Origin of the sequence: Pseudomonas sp. DWRC2-2, assembly GCF_049897885.1 — a bacterium.
In the GTDB taxonomy this organism is placed as follows: domain Bacteria; phylum Pseudomonadota; class Gammaproteobacteria; order Pseudomonadales; family Pseudomonadaceae; genus Aquipseudomonas; species Aquipseudomonas azotoformans_A.
Genome location: NZ_JAFCXD010000004.1, coordinates 104,533 through 119,661, shown reverse-complemented (window position 1 = coordinate 119,661; position 15,129 = coordinate 104,533). Strand labels below are relative to the sequence as shown.

Below are 15,129 nucleotides of genomic sequence, written 5' to 3'. Positions count from 1 at the left end.
TTAAACATGGATGGGCGGTCTGGGACTAATCGCAGGGCTGAGTGGTAGACATTTCCTACGCCAGCCCAAGGCAAGCTTAGTCCTCAGCGCTCACGGGAAGTGCCATCACTTTTGCGTGCCGTCATCATGTTGCAGGTTGGCCTGGGTGATATTCGCCCCCGCCGGTACGCTGCGCGTCAGCCACACGTTGCCGCCGATGGTCGAGCCCTGGCCGATGGTGATACGCCCCAGGATCGTCGCCCCGGCGTAGATCACCACGTCATCCTCGACAATCGGGTGGCGTGGATGGCCTTTCTGCAACTGCCCGTCCTCGTCTGCCGGGAAGCGCTTGGCGCCCAGCGTCACAGCTTGGTAGATGCGCACGCGCTCGCCGATAATCGCGGTTTCGCCGATCACTACGCCGGTCCCGTGGTCGATGAAAAAGCTCGGTCCGATCTGCGCGCCGGGATGGATATCGATACCGGTGGCGGAGTGGGCAATTTCCGCGCTGATGCGCGCCAACAGCGGCAGGCCGGCACGGTACAGGTGGTGGGCCAGGCGGTGGTGAATCACCGCCAGGATGCCCGGATAGCACAGCAGCACTTCATCCACGCTGCGCGCGGCTGGGTCGCCGTGGTAGGCGGCCAGCACGTCAGTGTCCAACAGACTGCGCAGGGACGGCAGGGCCAGGGCGAAATCCTGGATCAGGCGGATGGCGAGCGCGTCGACTTCGCTGTCGTCTTTAGCGCCTTGGCGTGCAGCGTAGCGCAACTCCAGGCGGGCCTGGCCGAGCAAGGCGTTGAGCGCCACATCGAGGGTGTGGCCAACGTAGAAATCTTCACTCTCTTCACGCAGGTCCACCGGGCCCAGGCGCATGGGGAACAGTGCGCCGCACAACGACTCTAGAATCTGCGCCACCGCCTCGCGGGACGGCAACTCACGACCACCATGCTCTCCACTCAAGCGCCCATTGCGCGTTCGCCACTGGTCCCGGGCGCTGCGCAGCTGGCTGACGATGGTCTGTAATTGCCAATGACTGGAACGCTCACTCACGGTATTCACTCCTGACGAAATGGCCATCACTTTACGGTATGCACCCTGGCCGCCCTTAAGAACCAATGGTGTGATGCTAAGAACCGTCCGGAATAAGCGATTGACGGTTGCCCGATGAAAAGTGCCTGCCTATAGTCGCCCCATACTCATCAACCGTGCGTAGCCATGATCAAACAACAGCTCGACCGTTTTAACCGCCTGGAACTGCTGGGTGGCGCCACTGCCCTGGAAAAACTCGAGCGGCTGTCGGCCTGGTTGGGCAGGGATATCTACGTCAAGCGCGACGACACCACGCCGCTGGCCATGGGCGGCAACAAGCTGCGCAAACTTGAATACCTCGCCGCCGATGCCATCGCCCAAGGCGCCGACACCCTGGTGACCGCTGGCGCGATCCAGTCCAACCACGTGCGCCAGACCGCTGCACTGGCCGCCAAGCTCGGCCTGGGCTGCGTGGCCCTGCTGGAAAACCCCACCGGCACCGAAGACCCCAACTACCTGGGCAACGGCAACCGTCTGCTGCTGGAGTTGTTCGACGCCAAGGTGGAGTTGGTGGAGAACCTCGACAACGTCGACGACCAGCTCAACGCCCTCGCCGACCGCCTGCGCAGCAACGGCAAAAAACCTTATCTGGTGCCTATTGGCGGCTCGAATGCCCTCGGTGCATTGGGTTACGTGCGCGCCGGACTGGAACTGGCCGGGCAGATCGAAGACAGTGGCATCGAGTTTGCCGCCGTGGTCTTGGCCTCCGGGAGTGCGGGAACGCACAGTGGCTTGGCGCTGGCCTTGAGCGAGGTATTGCCGAACCTGCCCGTGATTGGCGTCACCGTCTCACGTACTGAAGAAGCCCAGCGCCCAAAAGTAGAAGGCCTGGCCGAGCGCACCGCCGAGTTGCTGGGCGTGGAGATTCCAGAAGCCTTCAAGGTGATCCTATGGGACGAATACTTCGGACCGCGCTACGGCGAACCGAACGCCGGCACCCTGGCGGCGGTCAAGCTGCTGGCGAGCCAGGAAGGTCTGCTGCTGGACCCGGTCTACACTGGCAAGGCCATGGCCGGGTTGCTGGATGGCATTGGGCGTCAACGGATTGAGGACGGGCCGATCATTTTCCTGCATACCGGTGGCGCGCCAGCGTTGTTCGCCTATGACTCGGCGTTCTAAAAACGCTGACCATGTTATTCCATAAAAGAATAACTGGGTGATTTAATATTATTTTCAAGTCTTAAAAACCGGCTTTATCATCGCGCCGTAGGCGAAGACGCGCTACGCGCTTTAAGGCAGGATACGACTACCGCGTCACCTGCTTCGCACATCACAAAAAACACAGGGGCTCTTCATGACTATTTCCGTATTCCGTCGCACGTTGTTGGTTGGCACTTTGGGCCTGGCACTCGGCGCTGGCCTGATCGGCCAAGCAGTCGCTGGCGAACAGCTGGACAGCATCAAGAAAGCAGGCGAGATCAAAATCGGCCTGGAAGGCACCTACCCACCGTTCAGCTTCGTCGATGAAAGCGGCAAGCTCAGCGGTTTCGAAGTGGAGCTGTCCGAAGCCCTGGCCAAGGAGTTGGGCGTGAAGGTCAAGCTGCAGGCCACTCCATGGGATGGCATCCTCGCAGCCCTTGAATCCAAGCGTTTGGACGCCGTGGTCAACCAAGTGACCATCTCTGAAGAGCGTAAGAAAAAGTACGATTTCTCCAAGCCTTACACCGTCTCCGGTATTCAGGCACTGGTCCTGAAGAAGAACGTTGACGCGATCAAGACCGCCGATGACCTGGCCGGCAAGAAAGTCGGTGTGGGCCTGGGCACCAACTACGAACAATGGCTCAAGGACAATCAGCCTAAAGCCCTCATCAAGACTTACAACGACGACCCGACCAAGTTCCAGGACCTGCGCATCGGCCGTATCGACGCCATCCTGATCGACCGCCTGGCCGCCCTGGAATACGCCAAGAAAGCCCCTGACACCGCCGCAGCCGGCGACGCCTTCTCCCGTCAGGAAGCCGGTATTGCCCTGCGCAAAGGCGAGCCAGAACTGCTCGACGCGGTGAACAAGGCCCTCGACAAACTGCGCGCCGACGGCACCTTGAAGAAGCTGTCTGAGAAGTACTTCAACGCTGACGTCACTCAATAATGGAAGCAGGTTTCCAACTCGCGCTGGACTCCGCGCCCTTTCTGCTCAAGGGCGCGTACTACACGGTGATCCTCAGCCTCGGCGGGATGTTTTTCGGTTTGCTGCTGGGTTTCGGCCTGGCCTTGATGCGCCTGTCGCGCTTCAAGCTGGTGAGCTGGCTTGCCCGAGTCTACGTGTCGTTCTTTCGCGGCACGCCCTTGCTGGTACAGCTGTTCTTGATCTACTACGGCTTGCCGCAAGTGGGCATCGAGCTGGATCCGATCCCGGCGGCCATGATCGGCTTTTCGCTGAACATGGCCGCCTATGCCTGTGAAATCCTGCGCGCCGCCATCGGTTCCATCGAGCGCGGCCAATGGGAAGCTGCGGCCAGTATCGGCATGACCCGTGCGCAGACCCTGCGCCGGGCCATCCTGCCGCAGGCCATGCGCACGGCTTTGCCGCCGCTGGGCAACAGCTTCATTTCGCTGGTCAAGGACACGGCGCTGGCCGCTACCATCCAGGTGCCCGAGCTGTTCCGCCAGGCACAATTGGTGTCGGCGCGGACCTTTGAAATCTTCACCATGTATCTCTCCGCTGCCCTGATCTACTGGATTTTGGCGAGCATCCTGGCGCATTTGCAGAATCGCCTGGAAGACCGGGTCAACCGGCATGACCTGGAGTCCTGAAGCATGATCGTGGTTGAAAAACTGACCAAACAATTCAAGGGTCAGGTGGTGCTCAACGGCATCGACCTGGAGGTCAAGGAAGGCGAAGTCATCGCCATCATCGGCCCCAGCGGTTCCGGCAAGACCACCTTCCTGCGCTGCCTGAATTTCCTCGAACAACCCACCAGCGGTCGCATCAAGGTGGGCGACATCGAGATCGACAGCAGCAAGCCGATCAACCAGCAGGCCAGCCTGGTGCGGCGCCTGCGCCAGCACGTGGGTTTTGTGTTCCAGAGCTTCAACCTGTTCCCCCACCGAACGGCGCTGGAAAACGTCATCGAAGGCCCTATCGTGGTCAAGAAGATGCCACGGGAGGCGGCTGACGCCCTGGGTCGCAAGCTGCTCGCCAGGGTCGGCCTGGCGGGCAAGGAAGACGCCTATCCACGGCGCCTGTCGGGCGGTCAGCAACAACGCGTGGCGATTGCCCGTGCGTTGGCCATGGAACCGGAGGTGATTCTGTTCGACGAGCCCACCTCGGCCCTCGACCCGGAACTGGTGGGTGAAGTACTGGCAACCATCCGCAGCCTCGCCGAAGAAAACCGTACCATGGTCATCGTCACCCACGAGATGAGCTTTGCGCGGGATGTGGCCAACCGGGTGATCTTCTTCGACAAGGGCGTGATCGTGGAACAAGGTGAAGCCAAGGCGTTGTTTGCCAACCCCAAGGAAGAGCGCACCCAGCAGTTTCTGAGCAAATTCCTCGCCCACTGAAGCTTTGTATGGGAGCTGGCTTGCCAGCTCCCATACAAAGCCTGTTCCTACACGAAGTCCTCATTCCAACCTGCAAAACACCCCACCACACCCGCGCGAATATCCCCGCACCAGTCAGACCCTTCTGAATATCTCCAAACCCGCCGTTTAGCCCTTTGCCGCCATTGACGCTCCGCGCCCAACCCTCTTATCTAGCGCCCAGAGGATTGGATCCTATCCCGGCTATTCACTGAATCGTTCTGTTCGGCCCACCGCGCTTGCCTGCGCCAAGGGGCCGGAGCGATTGCTGCTGGCTGCATCAAGGAGATTATTTATGACGCCCCCCCTGCTCACCGCCCCGACGCTGCCCCAGGCCATCGGCAATGGCATCAATGCCCTCGCCGCCGCCCACCTGCAGGTCGACATCGCGCCGTATCCCGGCATGGATGAAGGCGACCTGATCGAGCTGTTCTGGAACAATTGCTTTGCCGCTTCGCGTCGGGTGACCGCCTGCAAGATCGGCACACTTACCCATCTACGGGTGCCGGAGAGTTTTGTGCTGGACGGCCCGACCCAAGTGCATTACCAGGTCATGCAAGTGGGCCACGCCCCTGCCCGTTCGGCCGTGACGCGCGTGCAGGTGAAGACGCTCTTTCCGGGTGGCCAGCCCTCGTCGCTGTGCGGCAACGAAAACCAGAATCTCGCCCCCGTGGGCTTGCCCGAAACCATTCGTCGCTACGGCGTCAACGCCTGCCAGGTAAGGCGCGGTATCCCGCTCACCATCGAGCCGTATCTCAACATGACCACCGGCGATGCCATCACCCTGCGTTGGGGCGATGTGCGCCTTGATCTACCGAAAATCCAAGCCAAGGAAATCGGCTTCGCTGTGCAAGTGTGGGTACCCTCGACGGTGATTATCGAGGCCGGCGACGACTGTCGGCTGGAAGTGACGTACTGCATTCTGGATCGCGTCGGCAACAACTCACGCTGGGCACCCGCCCGCATGTTACGCATTGCCGCCGAGGCGCCGCCCCGTCTGGCCGGGGCGGCGCTGATCTATCAACCGCGCCCACTGGGATCGCCCTGCGCACCTGGGTGACAGACCTTCTATGCATATTCCCAAAAGTTAGTTTATTTATATATTTAACACGCTTAGGGTATATGCACCGGACCACCGGACATCGCTGATTTTTCTGTTTTTATTTCATTGAATGCGAGGTCGGTATGGTCAGGATTACCCCGGTGCACAACGCCAGGGCATTACGTGCAGCCAAGGAGCGGCGCTGATGTCTAACTTGGCTCAAACACCCCCCCAGAGCGATCTGGACATTGCCCCCCTGCTGTTGCCAGCCGCCGTGCTGCGCAACGATGCAGAGGCGCTGAAGGCTGCCCATGAACTCGCCCAGGCTGCGCGCCTGCAAGCCGCCACGCGCGACCAGCAGCGCAAGCTGCCATGGGCACAGCTCGAACAGTTCACCCGCAGTGGGTTGGGCAGTATTTCCATTCCCCGTGAATACGGCGGCCCGCAGGTGTCTTTCGTGACCCTGGCCGACGTGTTCGCGATCATCAGTGCGGCAGACCCGGCCCTCGGGCAGATTCCGCAGAACCATTTCGGCATCCTGCACCTGTTGCAAGGTGCCGCCACCGAGCGCCAGAAAAAACAGCTGTTCCAGAGCGTCCTCGACGGCTGGCGCATCGGCAATGGCGGCCCGGAACGCGGCACCAAAAACACCCTGGAACTCAAGGCGCGCATCACCGCTGAGGGTGACGGCTATGTGATCAGCGGCCAGAAGTTCTACTCCACCGGCGCGCTCTTCGCCCACTGGGTTGCCGTCAAGGCACTCAACGATGACGGTAAACAGGTCATGGCGTTTGTGCGCCGTGGCACCGAAGGCCTGCGCATCGTCGATGACTGGTCCGGCTTTGGCCAACGCACCACCGCCAGCGGCACCGTGTTGCTGGACCAAGTGCCGGTGGATGCCGAGTTGGTCGTGGAAAACTGGCGCATCGGCGAAACCCCGAATATCCAGGGCGCCGTTTCACAATTGATCCAGGCGGCCATCGACGCCGGCATCGCACGCGGCGCGCTCGACGACACCATCGCGTTCGTACGTGAACGTTCACGCCCATGGATCGATGCCAAGGTCGAACGCGCCAGTGATGACCTGTATGTGATCGCCGATATCGGCAAGCTGAAGATCGAACTGCACGCCGCCGAAGCCCTGCTGCGCAAGGCTGGCCAGGTGCTGGACCAGGTCAACGCTGCGCCGATCACCGCGCAGTCCGCGGCCCGTGCGTCGATTGCCGTGGCTGAAGCCAAGGTGCTGACCACCGAGGTATCGCTGCTGGTCAGCGAAAAGCTCTTCGAACTGGCCGGCAGCCGCGCCACCCTCGCCGAATTCAACCTCGACCGTCATTGGCGCAACGCCCGCGTGCACACCCTGCACGACCCCGTGCGTTGGAAGTATCACGCCATCGGCGCGTATCGCTTGAACGGCACGTTGCCGGCTCGTCACTCCTGGATTTAACCGACCAGACCTCTGGAGAAATACGCATGACCCTTTCTCACCACGTCGCGGTTATCACCAGCGACGAACAAGCCCTTATTGTCGCCAGCGACCTGGCCGAAGACTTCCGTCGCGACAGCGCCCAGCGCGATCGTGAACGCCGCCTGCCGCTGCCTGAGCTGGATGTATTCTCGCGCTCCGGCCTGTGGGGTATCAGCGTGCCCAAGGAGTACGGTGGCGCGGGCGTGTCCAACGTCACCCTGGCCAAGGTCATTGCGCTGATCGCCCAGGCGGATGCTTCCCTGGGCCAGATCCCGCAGAACCATTTTTATGCCCTGGAAGTGCTGCGCGTAAACGGCAGCCCGGCGCAGCAAAAACGCCTGTACGCCGAAGTTCTTGCAGGCCAACGCTTCGGCAACGCCCTGGCAGAGTTGGGCACAAAAACGGCTCATGACCGCGTCACCAAAATCACCCGTGACGGCGACGGGTTTCGAATCAGCGGCCGCAAGTTCTACTCCACCGGCGCGATCTACGCCCAACGCATCCCCACGTCGGTGGTGGATGAACAGGGCGTACAGCAACTCGCTTTTGTGCCGCGCGACAGCGAAGGCCTGAGCGTGATCGACGACTGGAGCGGCTTCGGCCAGCGCACCACCGGCAGCGGTTCGGTGGTGTTCGATAACGTGTGGGTCGCCGCGCAAGACGTGATCCCGTTCCAGAGCGCCTTTGAACGCCCCACAACCGTCGGTCCGCTGGCGCAGATCCTCCACGCCGCCATCGACACGGGCATCGCCCGCGCGGCCTTTGAGGATGCGTTGCACTTTGTGCGCACCAAGACCCGCCCATGGATCGATTCCGGCAACGACAAAGCCACCGAAGACCCACTGACCCTGAAAAGCTTCGGTCACCTGAGCATCCGCCTGCACGCCGCCGAGGCGCTGCTGGAACGCTCGGGTGAATGCCTCGACCGCGCCCAGGTTGACACCAATGCCGAGACCGTCGCCGCCGCCTCCATCGCCGTCGCTGAAGTCCGCGCCTTGAGTACCGAGATTTCCCTGGTCGCCGGCAGCACCTTGTTCGAACTCGCCGGCAGCCAGGCGACCCTGGCCGAGCACGGCCTGGACCGCCACTGGCGCAACGCCCGCGTGCATACGCTGCACGACCCGGTGCGTTGGAAGTACCACGCGGTGGGCAATTACTACCTCAACGATGAAAACCCGCCACTGCGGGGGACCATCTGATGGCCAAGAAGAAAATCCTGCTCAATGCCTTCAACATGAACTGCATCGGGCACATCAACCACGGCCTGTGGACCCATCCACGGGATACATCAACCCAGTACAAGTCCATTGAGTACTGGACAGATTTGGCGCAAACACTTGAGCGCGGGCTGTTCGATGGTTTGTTCATCGCCGATATCGTCGGTGTCTATGACGTCTATCAGAACTCGATCGACGTACCGCTCAAGGAGTCGATCCAGTTGCCGGTGAATGACCCGTTGCTGCTGGTCTCGGCCATGGCGGCCGTCACTAAAAACCTCGGCTTTGGCCTCACCGCCAACCTCACCTACGAGCCGCCGTACCTGTTCGCCCGACGCATGTCCACGCTGGACCACCTGAGCCGTGGCCGGGTCGGCTGGAACATCGTCACCGGCTACCTCGACAGCGCCGCCAATGCCATGGGCCTGACCGAGCAGGTCGAGCATGACCGTCGCTACGACCAGGCCGATGAGTATCTGGAGGTGCTCTACAAACTCTGGGAAGGTAGCTGGGAAGACGACGCGGTGCTCAACGATCCACAAGCGCGGGTGTATGCGCAGCCGGGCAAGGTGCACAAGGTCGAGCACCACGGCGAGTTCTATCAGGTGGAGGGTTATCACCTGTGCGAGCCCTCGCCGCAACGCACGCCGGTGCTGTTCCAGGCCGGCAGTTCCGATCGGGGTTTGCTGTTCGCCGGCCGGCATGCCGAGTGCGTGTTTATCAGCGGGCAGAACAAGGCGGCGACCAAGGTGCAGGTGGACAAGGTACGCGCCAGCGCCGTGGCAGCCGGGCGCAACCCGGATGACATCAAGGTGTTCATGGGTCTCAACGTGATCGTGGGCGCCACCGAAGCGCTGGCCTGGGAGAAGCACGCCGAGTACCTGAGCTATGCCAGTCCGGAGGCGGGTGTGGCGCATTTCTCGGCGTCTACTGCGATTGACTTCGCCCAGTACGCGCTGGACGAACCTATCCAGTACGTGAAGAGCAACGCGATCCAGTCCGCCACCAAAAACCTGCAGAACAACGACTGGACCCGGCGCAAGTTGATGGAACAGCACGCCCTCGGTGGCCGCTACATCACCTTGGTCGGCTCACCAGAGCAGGTCGCCGACGAGCTGGAATCCTGGATCAGCGAAACCGGCCTGGACGGCTTCAACCTCACGCGCATCGTCACCCCGGAAAGCTATGTGGACTTCATCGACCTGGTGGTGCCGGAGCTGCAAAAGCGTGGGTCCTACAAGACCGCGTACGAGACCGGCACGCTGCGCGAAAAAGTCTTCCACGGCAACGCCCGCCTTCCCGAACAACACACCGGCTCCACCTACCGCCAAACGACTTCTCTGACTGGAAATACCCTATGAAAAAGACACTACTCGCTCACCCAGTCAAAGCACTGGCCCTGGCTTTCGGACTGTTCAGCTCGGCGGTATTCGCCGCCGATGCGCCGCTGAAAATCGGCACCACGGCGGCCTTTGCGATTCCCCTTGAAGCCGCCGTCGCCGAAGCCGGCAAGCAAGGCCTGAAAGTCGAACTGGTGGAATTCACCGACTGGATCGCGCCGAACGTAAGCCTCGCGGCCGGCGATATCGACGTGAACTATTTCCAGCACATCCCGTTCCTGGAAAACGCCAAGGCCGCCGCCGGTTTTGACCTGGTGCCGTACGCGCCGGGGATCATCAACAACGTCGGCCTGTATTCGAAGAAGTACAAGAGCATCAACGACCTGCCCCAAGGCGCCAGCGTGGCGATTGCCAACGACCCGATCAACAGCGGTCGCGGCCTGCAACTGCTGGCCAAGGCCGGGCTGATCACCCTCAAGCCGGGCGTGGGCTACAAGGCCACCGAAGAGGACATCGTTTCCAATCCGAAGAAGATCAAGATCCTGCAGGTCGAAGCCGTGCAACTGGTACGCGCCTACGACGACGCCGACCTGGTGCAGGGCTACCCGGCATACATCCGCCTGTCCAAGACCTTCGATGCCGAGTCGGCACTGCTGTTCGACGGCCTTGACCACCCGGAATACGTGATCCAGTTCGTGATCCAGCCGAAAAGCAAAACCGACCCACGGGTGATCAAGTTCGTCGACATCTACCAACATTCGCCAGTCGTGCGCGCTGCGTTGGATAAATCCCTGGGCAAGCTCTACCAAGTCGGCTGGGAAGATAAAAAATGACCGCCGCCAACGCCCAGCTGCGCGACCTGGGCCTGCCGCCCAGGGACGCCGAGCAGACCGAACTGCACCCTGACCTGAACCGCGCCCATGTGCGCTTTATCAACCTGGGCAAGACCTACGACGGCACCGTGCATGCCTTGCAAGGCATCGACCTGGCGATCCAGCGCGGTGAAGTGTTCGGCATCATCGGCCGCAGCGGTGCCGGCAAGTCGTCGCTGATCCGCACCATCAACCGCCTGGAGCAACCCAGCAGCGGGCGCGTGCTGATCGATCAGGTCGACATCGGTGACTTCGATGAAGACCGTCTGGTGGAGCTGCGTCGGCGCATCGGCATGATCTTCCAGCACTTCAACCTGATGTCGGCCAAGACGGTGTGGCAGAACGTCGAGTTGCCGTTGAAAGTGGCAGGCGTACCGAAGCTGCAACGCGAGCAGAAAGTACGCGAGCTGCTGGAACTGGTGGGTTTGCAGGACAAGCACAAGTCTTACCCGGCGCAGCTGTCCGGCGGGCAGAAACAGCGGGTGGGCATCGCCCGATCGCTGGTGCATGACCCGCAGATCCTGCTGTGCGACGAGGCCACGTCGGCCCTGGATCCGGAAACCACCCAGTCGATCCTCGGCCTGCTGCGTGAGATCAACAAGCGCCTGGGTTTGACCATCGTATTGATCACCCATGAGATGGCGGTGATCCGCGAAATCTGCGACCGCGTGGTGGTGCTGGAACACGGGCGCATCGTTGAGCAAGGCCCGGTGTGGCAGGTGTTCGGCAACCCGCAGCATGACGTCAGCAAAACCCTGCTGGCACCGCTGCAACACGGGCTGCCGGACGAGTTGCAGAGCCGTTTGCAAGCCACACCGGCATCCGCCGACGCCGCCGTGGTGCTGCGCTTGCAGTTCACCGGCAGCGACACCGACGAGCCGGACTTGGCCGCGCTGTTCAGCGCACTCGGCGGGCGCGTGCGCTTGCTGCAGGGTGGCGTGGAAAGCATCCAAGGGCATGCCCTGGGGCAACTGCTGCTGGCCGTGAGTGGATCGACCCACGACGCTAGCGAGTTGCGCAACCGCGCCGGCAATTGGGCACAACAGGCAGAGGTGCTGGGCTATGTGGTTTGATCGTTTAGTGCAGGGCGCCATCGACACCTTGTTGATGGTCGGCGTGTCGTCATTGATCGCGCTGCTGGTGGGCATTCCGCTGGCGGTGTTCCTGGTGACCAGCGACAAAGGCGGCATCTATCAAGCCCCGGCGCTTAACCGCGTGCTGGGGGCGTTCGTCAATCTGTTCCGCTCGATTCCATTCCTGATCCTGATGGTGGCGTTGATCCCGTTCACCCGGCTGATCGTCGGCACCACCTATGGCGTATGGGCCGCCGTCGTGCCGCTGACCATTGCCGCCACGCCGTTTTTTGCACGGATCGCCGAAGTGAGCCTGCGCGAGGTCGACCACGGTCTGATCGAGGCTGCGCAAGCCATGGGCTGCCGTCGCTGGCACATCATCTGGCATGTGCTGCTGCCGGAAGCGCTGCCGGGGATTGTCGGCGGGTTCACCATCACCTTGGTCACCATGATCAACTCGTCGGCCATGGCCGGTGCGATTGGCGCGGGCGGCTTGGGCGACATTGCCTACCGTTATGGTTATCAGCGCTTTGATACGCAGATCATGCTGACGGTGATCGTGTTGCTGGTGATGCTGGTGGCGGTGATTCAGTTGGGAGGTGATCGCCTGGCGCGGGTGCTCAACAAGAGGTGAGGTATAGTCGGGGCATCTCAGTGCCCGGTATTACTTGCCATGCCCCTCAAGCCCGACGACCTCGACCAGATCACCTCCACCACCCTTGGCCACTACAACAAGGTGGCCGAGGACTTCCGTGAAGGCACCCGCGATCATGATGTGAGCCAGAACATCGACGCCTTGCTGAGGCATATCCAGGGCACAGGGCCGTTTACCGTGCTGGATTTTGGCTGCGGACCGGGGCGGGATTTGCAGACGTTCACGCGTATGGGGCACGTCGCCGTAGGCCTGGATGGCTCGGAGCGGTTTGCGCAGATGGCGCGGGAAGACAGTGGTTGCGAGGTGTTGCAGCAGGACTTCCTTAAGCTGGACCTGCCTGCCGAGCGCTTCGATGGGATTTTTGCCAATGCTGTGCTGTTTCATATTCCCAAGCAGGAACTGCCGCGAGTGCTCAAGCAGTTGCAGGGGACGTTGAAGCCTAGGGGCGTGTTGTTCAGCTCCAATCCTCGGGGTGAGAATCAGGAAGGCTGGAATGGGCCGCGCTATGGGTCTTATCACGACTTGGCGGCGTGGCAAACGTTGCTCACCCACGCAGGTTTTGTGGAATTGGAACACTACTACCGCCCCGCCGGACTGCCGCGTGAGCAGCAGCCTTGGCTGGCCAGCGTGTGGCGCAAACTCTGACGGCTTTTTGTGGCGAGGGAGCTTGCTCCCTCGCCACAGGTTATTTCACCTGATAAACCTGGGCTTCTTCACCCTTCAGTAGCGCCGTCACACTCCGAGCGACATACCCTGCCTTTTCCTCACTGGAAAAATTCGCCACCAACCGCGTCCCATCGGCAAACGTGGTCTCCTGCACCCGCCGATCCGCTGTCAGCCACCGAAAACCAGTCATTTCCTGCATGGCCAAACGCTGGTGCAACGGGCGGAAAAAGGCGTCCTGGCGTTGGATCAATGGCAGTCGCTGCTTCAAGGTCGCAGCACTCAAGTGGTACAGCGGCGGTACGTTGTAGAGCAGTTGGGTCAGCTCGTTTTCAACCTGCACATTGCTCAGCTTCAGGCTGTCGAACAACCAGTGATGGGTCGTGATCACCGAGCCATGGAACACCGCCTGATACAACGGCAGGCGCATCGTCGGTTCGACATACACCGTGCGAAACGGCTCCTTCAATGGCACTGGCTTGAAGAACACCGCCGGCTGCTCCGGTGGGAACCAGCTACCGACGTAATAGGGTGACTGCTTGTCCTTGGTCATCGCGTGATCACCCCAGCCCATCACGGGCGTCTGCATGCCATGAGCAAACAGAATGCCCTGGGCCGTGATGGCGTTGCCGTCTTCAGAACCGGTGGGCAACTTGCGCGCGGTATTGATCCAGCGGGAGGCGTCGATGTTACCTTCGGCGTTTTGCGCCTGGGTCATCGGTGCACTGCCGCGGTAGCTGTCGAACACCATGCTGGTGGCGTAGGCATCCAGGAACCAGGCGTTGAAGCCAGCCTTGGCTTGTACGGCCTGCACCCGCGCTTCCAGCAACGGCCGTACACAGCGCGGGTCGGTGTAGTGCCCGGACTGTTGAAAACCGGTCTTGAGCTTGCCGCCCTTCAACACAATCGCGCAGTCGCGGTAGGCATTGCTGCCAAGGTGGGCGGTGGTCCAGTCGGGGTTTTCCGTGGCGGATAACGCGGTTTCATAGGAGTCGTAGGGCGCCATCAGGAAGCCCGCATCGACCCCGGCGCGAATCGCCTCGGGGTGCCAGAGCCCGCCTTCCCAGCCTTCGCCCAGGGTCAGCAACACACGGGGCAGGCGGGCGTTGCTCAGCGATTGAATCACCGGGTTGCCCCAGACTGCCGGGTTTTCACCGAGGGCGCCGGCAAAGTCCACGGCCAACTCGCCACGCAATTCGCCGTAGCGCGCAGCGAGCCGTGTCATGTCGGGCTCTGTTACCTGCCAGCTCTGCCGGGCCTTCTTGTTGATCGCCGCGTTCAGCCCTCGCAGCAGCACCGTCTGCTCATAGCGGTTCAACGCCGTGGCCTGCGCCAGCACCTTGGCAGACTCCTTGTCCAGCAAGCCGTTGAGTTCATGCCCACGCAGGCGCTTGAGCAACAGCGGCCAATCCCGCACATCCTCCAGCGCCAACAGGTCATTGCCCCACAGGTAGACATGACTGGCGCCCAGCAACTTCTGCGCTTCAGGCGTCTGTCGCAGTTTGTCCGCCAAAGGCTCGTACCGCCCCTGCTCGACCAACCACTGGCGATAGCGCTTGGCGCCGGCCAAGGGATCGCCATCGCCCAGGTGCAACCGCAACGTCATCGGCGCATCAGGGTCAAGCGAGGTGAATTCATGGGCCAAGGACAGGGCCTGGTCCGGTTGCCAACGCAGGCGATTGTTGTAGGGGTTGGTCAGCAACCAGTTGAGCGTAAACGCGCCGTGGTCGACACCCCACAGCGGCAGGCTGAGATCCTGGGTGGTGTTGAGGTCGCCTTGCTCCAGCAGGAACGCCTTCCAGATGGCGTTATCGGCGGGTACGTAATGCCCTTCAGCCAAAGGCCACATAAAGCCTTGGCCCAAGGCACTGGCCGGTTGTTGAAGAATGGGGATTTCACCCGGCGCACGCGCACGGATGGACAACGCCAGGTCGCGCTGCTCAAGGGTAGCGCTCACACGAAAGGCGCCATCATCCCATTGCCAATCGGCCTGCTGATCGCTGTGGGCAAGCTGGCTGACGGCACGTGCCGCTACGCCGGTGGAGGCTTGTATCGTCGGTTGCCCGCTGGGGGTCACGCGGATCGCAAGGGTGGCCGGGTCGAGTTCGACCCGCCACAGCGCGTTTTCCAGAACGGTGCCGGCCAAAGCCACGGGTGACAGCAACAGCGTGCAGATCAACAAACCGTGGCGCAGGAAGTGGGGCAT

At 61.6% G+C, this 15,129-nt stretch carries 14 protein-coding genes; 12 read left to right on the top strand and 2 right to left on the bottom strand.

Features of this window, described 5'->3' with window-relative positions:
- Positions 1 to 105 precede the first annotated feature (105 nt).
- Positions 106 to 1,032: a serine O-acetyltransferase EpsC gene (gene epsC, locus ACP7EW_RS19375; RefSeq protein WP_016974984.1), complete on the bottom strand. Its 927-nt coding sequence runs from the start codon at positions 1,030 to 1,032 to the stop codon at positions 106 to 108.
- Positions 1,033 to 1,197: 165 nt separating this feature from the next.
- Here epsC and ACP7EW_RS19370 point away from each other — a divergent pair, with 165 nt between their 5' ends.
- The 12 genes from ACP7EW_RS19370 to ACP7EW_RS19315 all read left to right on the top strand — a co-directional run bounded on the left by ACP7EW_RS19370 (position 1,198) and on the right by ACP7EW_RS19315 (position 12,905).
- Positions 1,198 to 2,190: a D-cysteine desulfhydrase gene (locus tag ACP7EW_RS19370; protein ID WP_177111739.1), complete on the top strand. Its 993-nt coding sequence runs from the start codon at positions 1,198 to 1,200 to the stop codon at positions 2,188 to 2,190.
- A 175-nt stretch (positions 2,191 to 2,365) separates the two neighbouring features.
- Positions 2,366 to 3,160 (top strand): cystine ABC transporter substrate-binding protein, encoded by a 795-nt coding sequence (gene tcyJ / locus ACP7EW_RS19365; protein WP_061434877.1) that lies wholly within the window; start codon positions 2,366 to 2,368, stop codon positions 3,158 to 3,160.
- The gene (gene tcyL / locus ACP7EW_RS19360) at positions 3,160 to 3,825 is read left to right on the top strand and encodes a cystine ABC transporter permease (RefSeq protein WP_010214112.1); all 666 of its coding nucleotides are present in this window, start codon (positions 3,160 to 3,162) and stop codon (positions 3,823 to 3,825) included. The genes tcyJ and tcyL overlap by 1 nt, the downstream gene beginning before the upstream one ends.
- Positions 3,826 to 3,828: 3 nt before the next feature.
- Positions 3,829 to 4,575, top strand: coding sequence for an L-cystine ABC transporter ATP-binding protein TcyN (gene tcyN, locus ACP7EW_RS19355; RefSeq protein ID WP_133076547.1), 747 nt, complete (start codon positions 3,829 to 3,831; stop codon positions 4,573 to 4,575).
- A 313-nt stretch (positions 4,576 to 4,888) separates the two neighbouring features.
- Positions 4,889 to 5,653 carry a hypothetical protein gene (locus ACP7EW_RS19350; RefSeq protein ID WP_426219040.1) on the top strand — a complete coding sequence of 255 codons (765 nt, stop codon included), beginning with the start codon at positions 4,889 to 4,891 and terminating at the stop codon, positions 5,651 to 5,653.
- A 187-nt stretch (positions 5,654 to 5,840) separates the two neighbouring features.
- A complete protein-coding gene (locus ACP7EW_RS19345) occupies positions 5,841 to 7,082 on the top strand; it encodes an SfnB family sulfur acquisition oxidoreductase (RefSeq protein ID WP_426219038.1) in 1,242 nt (413 codons plus the stop codon).
- Positions 7,083 to 7,108: 26 nt separating this feature from the next.
- The gene (locus ACP7EW_RS19340) at positions 7,109 to 8,302 is read left to right on the top strand and encodes an SfnB family sulfur acquisition oxidoreductase (protein ID WP_426219037.1); all 1,194 of its coding nucleotides are present in this window, start codon (positions 7,109 to 7,111) and stop codon (positions 8,300 to 8,302) included.
- Positions 8,302 to 9,681 carry an LLM class flavin-dependent oxidoreductase gene (locus tag ACP7EW_RS19335; RefSeq protein WP_426219034.1) on the top strand — a complete coding sequence of 460 codons (1,380 nt, stop codon included), beginning with the start codon at positions 8,302 to 8,304 and terminating at the stop codon, positions 9,679 to 9,681. The genes ACP7EW_RS19340 and ACP7EW_RS19335 overlap by 1 nt, the downstream gene beginning before the upstream one ends.
- Positions 9,678 to 10,493 carry a MetQ/NlpA family ABC transporter substrate-binding protein gene (locus ACP7EW_RS19330; RefSeq protein WP_016974992.1) on the top strand — a complete coding sequence of 272 codons (816 nt, stop codon included), beginning with the start codon at positions 9,678 to 9,680 and terminating at the stop codon, positions 10,491 to 10,493. The genes ACP7EW_RS19335 and ACP7EW_RS19330 overlap by 4 nt, the downstream gene beginning before the upstream one ends.
- Complete coding sequence (locus ACP7EW_RS19325; RefSeq protein ID WP_426219032.1) at positions 10,490 to 11,605, top strand: methionine ABC transporter ATP-binding protein; 1,116 nt, start codon at positions 10,490 to 10,492, stop codon at positions 11,603 to 11,605. Before ACP7EW_RS19330 ends, ACP7EW_RS19325 begins: the two co-directional genes overlap by 4 nt.
- Positions 11,595 to 12,239, top strand: a complete 645-nt coding sequence (locus ACP7EW_RS19320) for a methionine ABC transporter permease (RefSeq protein WP_033898824.1) — start codon at positions 11,595 to 11,597, stop codon at positions 12,237 to 12,239. The genes ACP7EW_RS19325 and ACP7EW_RS19320 overlap by 11 nt, the downstream gene beginning before the upstream one ends.
- Before the next feature lie 39 nt (positions 12,240 to 12,278).
- Entirely contained in the window at positions 12,279 to 12,905 is a 627-nt protein-coding gene (locus ACP7EW_RS19315; protein ID WP_426219030.1) for a class I SAM-dependent methyltransferase, read from the top strand.
- A 40-nt stretch (positions 12,906 to 12,945) separates the two neighbouring features.
- On the opposite strand, the gene ACP7EW_RS19310 is transcribed toward ACP7EW_RS19315, so the two are convergent.
- Entirely contained in the window at positions 12,946 to 15,129 is a 2,184-nt protein-coding gene (locus ACP7EW_RS19310) for a glycoside hydrolase (protein WP_426219028.1), read from the bottom strand.

What these genes read in the sequence shown, in the direction of transcription:
- ACP7EW_RS19370 (WP_177111739.1), top strand. Translation starts at nt 1,198, where the DNA reads ATGATCAAACAACAGCTCGACCGTTTTAACCGCCTGGAACTGCTGGGT.
- tcyJ (WP_061434877.1), top strand. Translation starts at nt 2,366, where the DNA reads ATGACTATTTCCGTATTCCGTCGCACGTTGTTGGTTGGCACTTTGGGC.
- tcyL (WP_010214112.1), top strand. Translation starts at nt 3,160, where the DNA reads ATGGAAGCAGGTTTCCAACTCGCGCTGGACTCCGCGCCCTTTCTGCTC.
- tcyN (WP_133076547.1), top strand. Translation starts at nt 3,829, where the DNA reads ATGATCGTGGTTGAAAAACTGACCAAACAATTCAAGGGTCAGGTGGTG.
- ACP7EW_RS19350 (WP_426219040.1), top strand. Translation starts at nt 4,889, where the DNA reads ATGACGCCCCCCCTGCTCACCGCCCCGACGCTGCCCCAGGCCATCGGC.
- ACP7EW_RS19345 (WP_426219038.1), top strand. Translation starts at nt 5,841, where the DNA reads ATGTCTAACTTGGCTCAAACACCCCCCCAGAGCGATCTGGACATTGCC.
- ACP7EW_RS19340 (WP_426219037.1), top strand. Translation starts at nt 7,109, where the DNA reads ATGACCCTTTCTCACCACGTCGCGGTTATCACCAGCGACGAACAAGCC.
- ACP7EW_RS19335 (WP_426219034.1), top strand. Translation starts at nt 8,302, where the DNA reads ATGGCCAAGAAGAAAATCCTGCTCAATGCCTTCAACATGAACTGCATC.
- ACP7EW_RS19330 (WP_016974992.1), top strand. Translation starts at nt 9,678, where the DNA reads ATGAAAAAGACACTACTCGCTCACCCAGTCAAAGCACTGGCCCTGGCT.
- ACP7EW_RS19325 (WP_426219032.1), top strand. Translation starts at nt 10,490, where the DNA reads ATGACCGCCGCCAACGCCCAGCTGCGCGACCTGGGCCTGCCGCCCAGG.
- ACP7EW_RS19320 (WP_033898824.1), top strand. Translation starts at nt 11,595, where the DNA reads ATGTGGTTTGATCGTTTAGTGCAGGGCGCCATCGACACCTTGTTGATG.
- ACP7EW_RS19315 (WP_426219030.1), top strand. Translation starts at nt 12,279, where the DNA reads ATGCCCCTCAAGCCCGACGACCTCGACCAGATCACCTCCACCACCCTT.
- ACP7EW_RS19310 (WP_426219028.1), bottom strand. Translation starts at nt 15,129, where the DNA reads ATGCCCCACTTCCTGCGCCACGGTTTGTTGATCTGCACGCTGTTGCTG.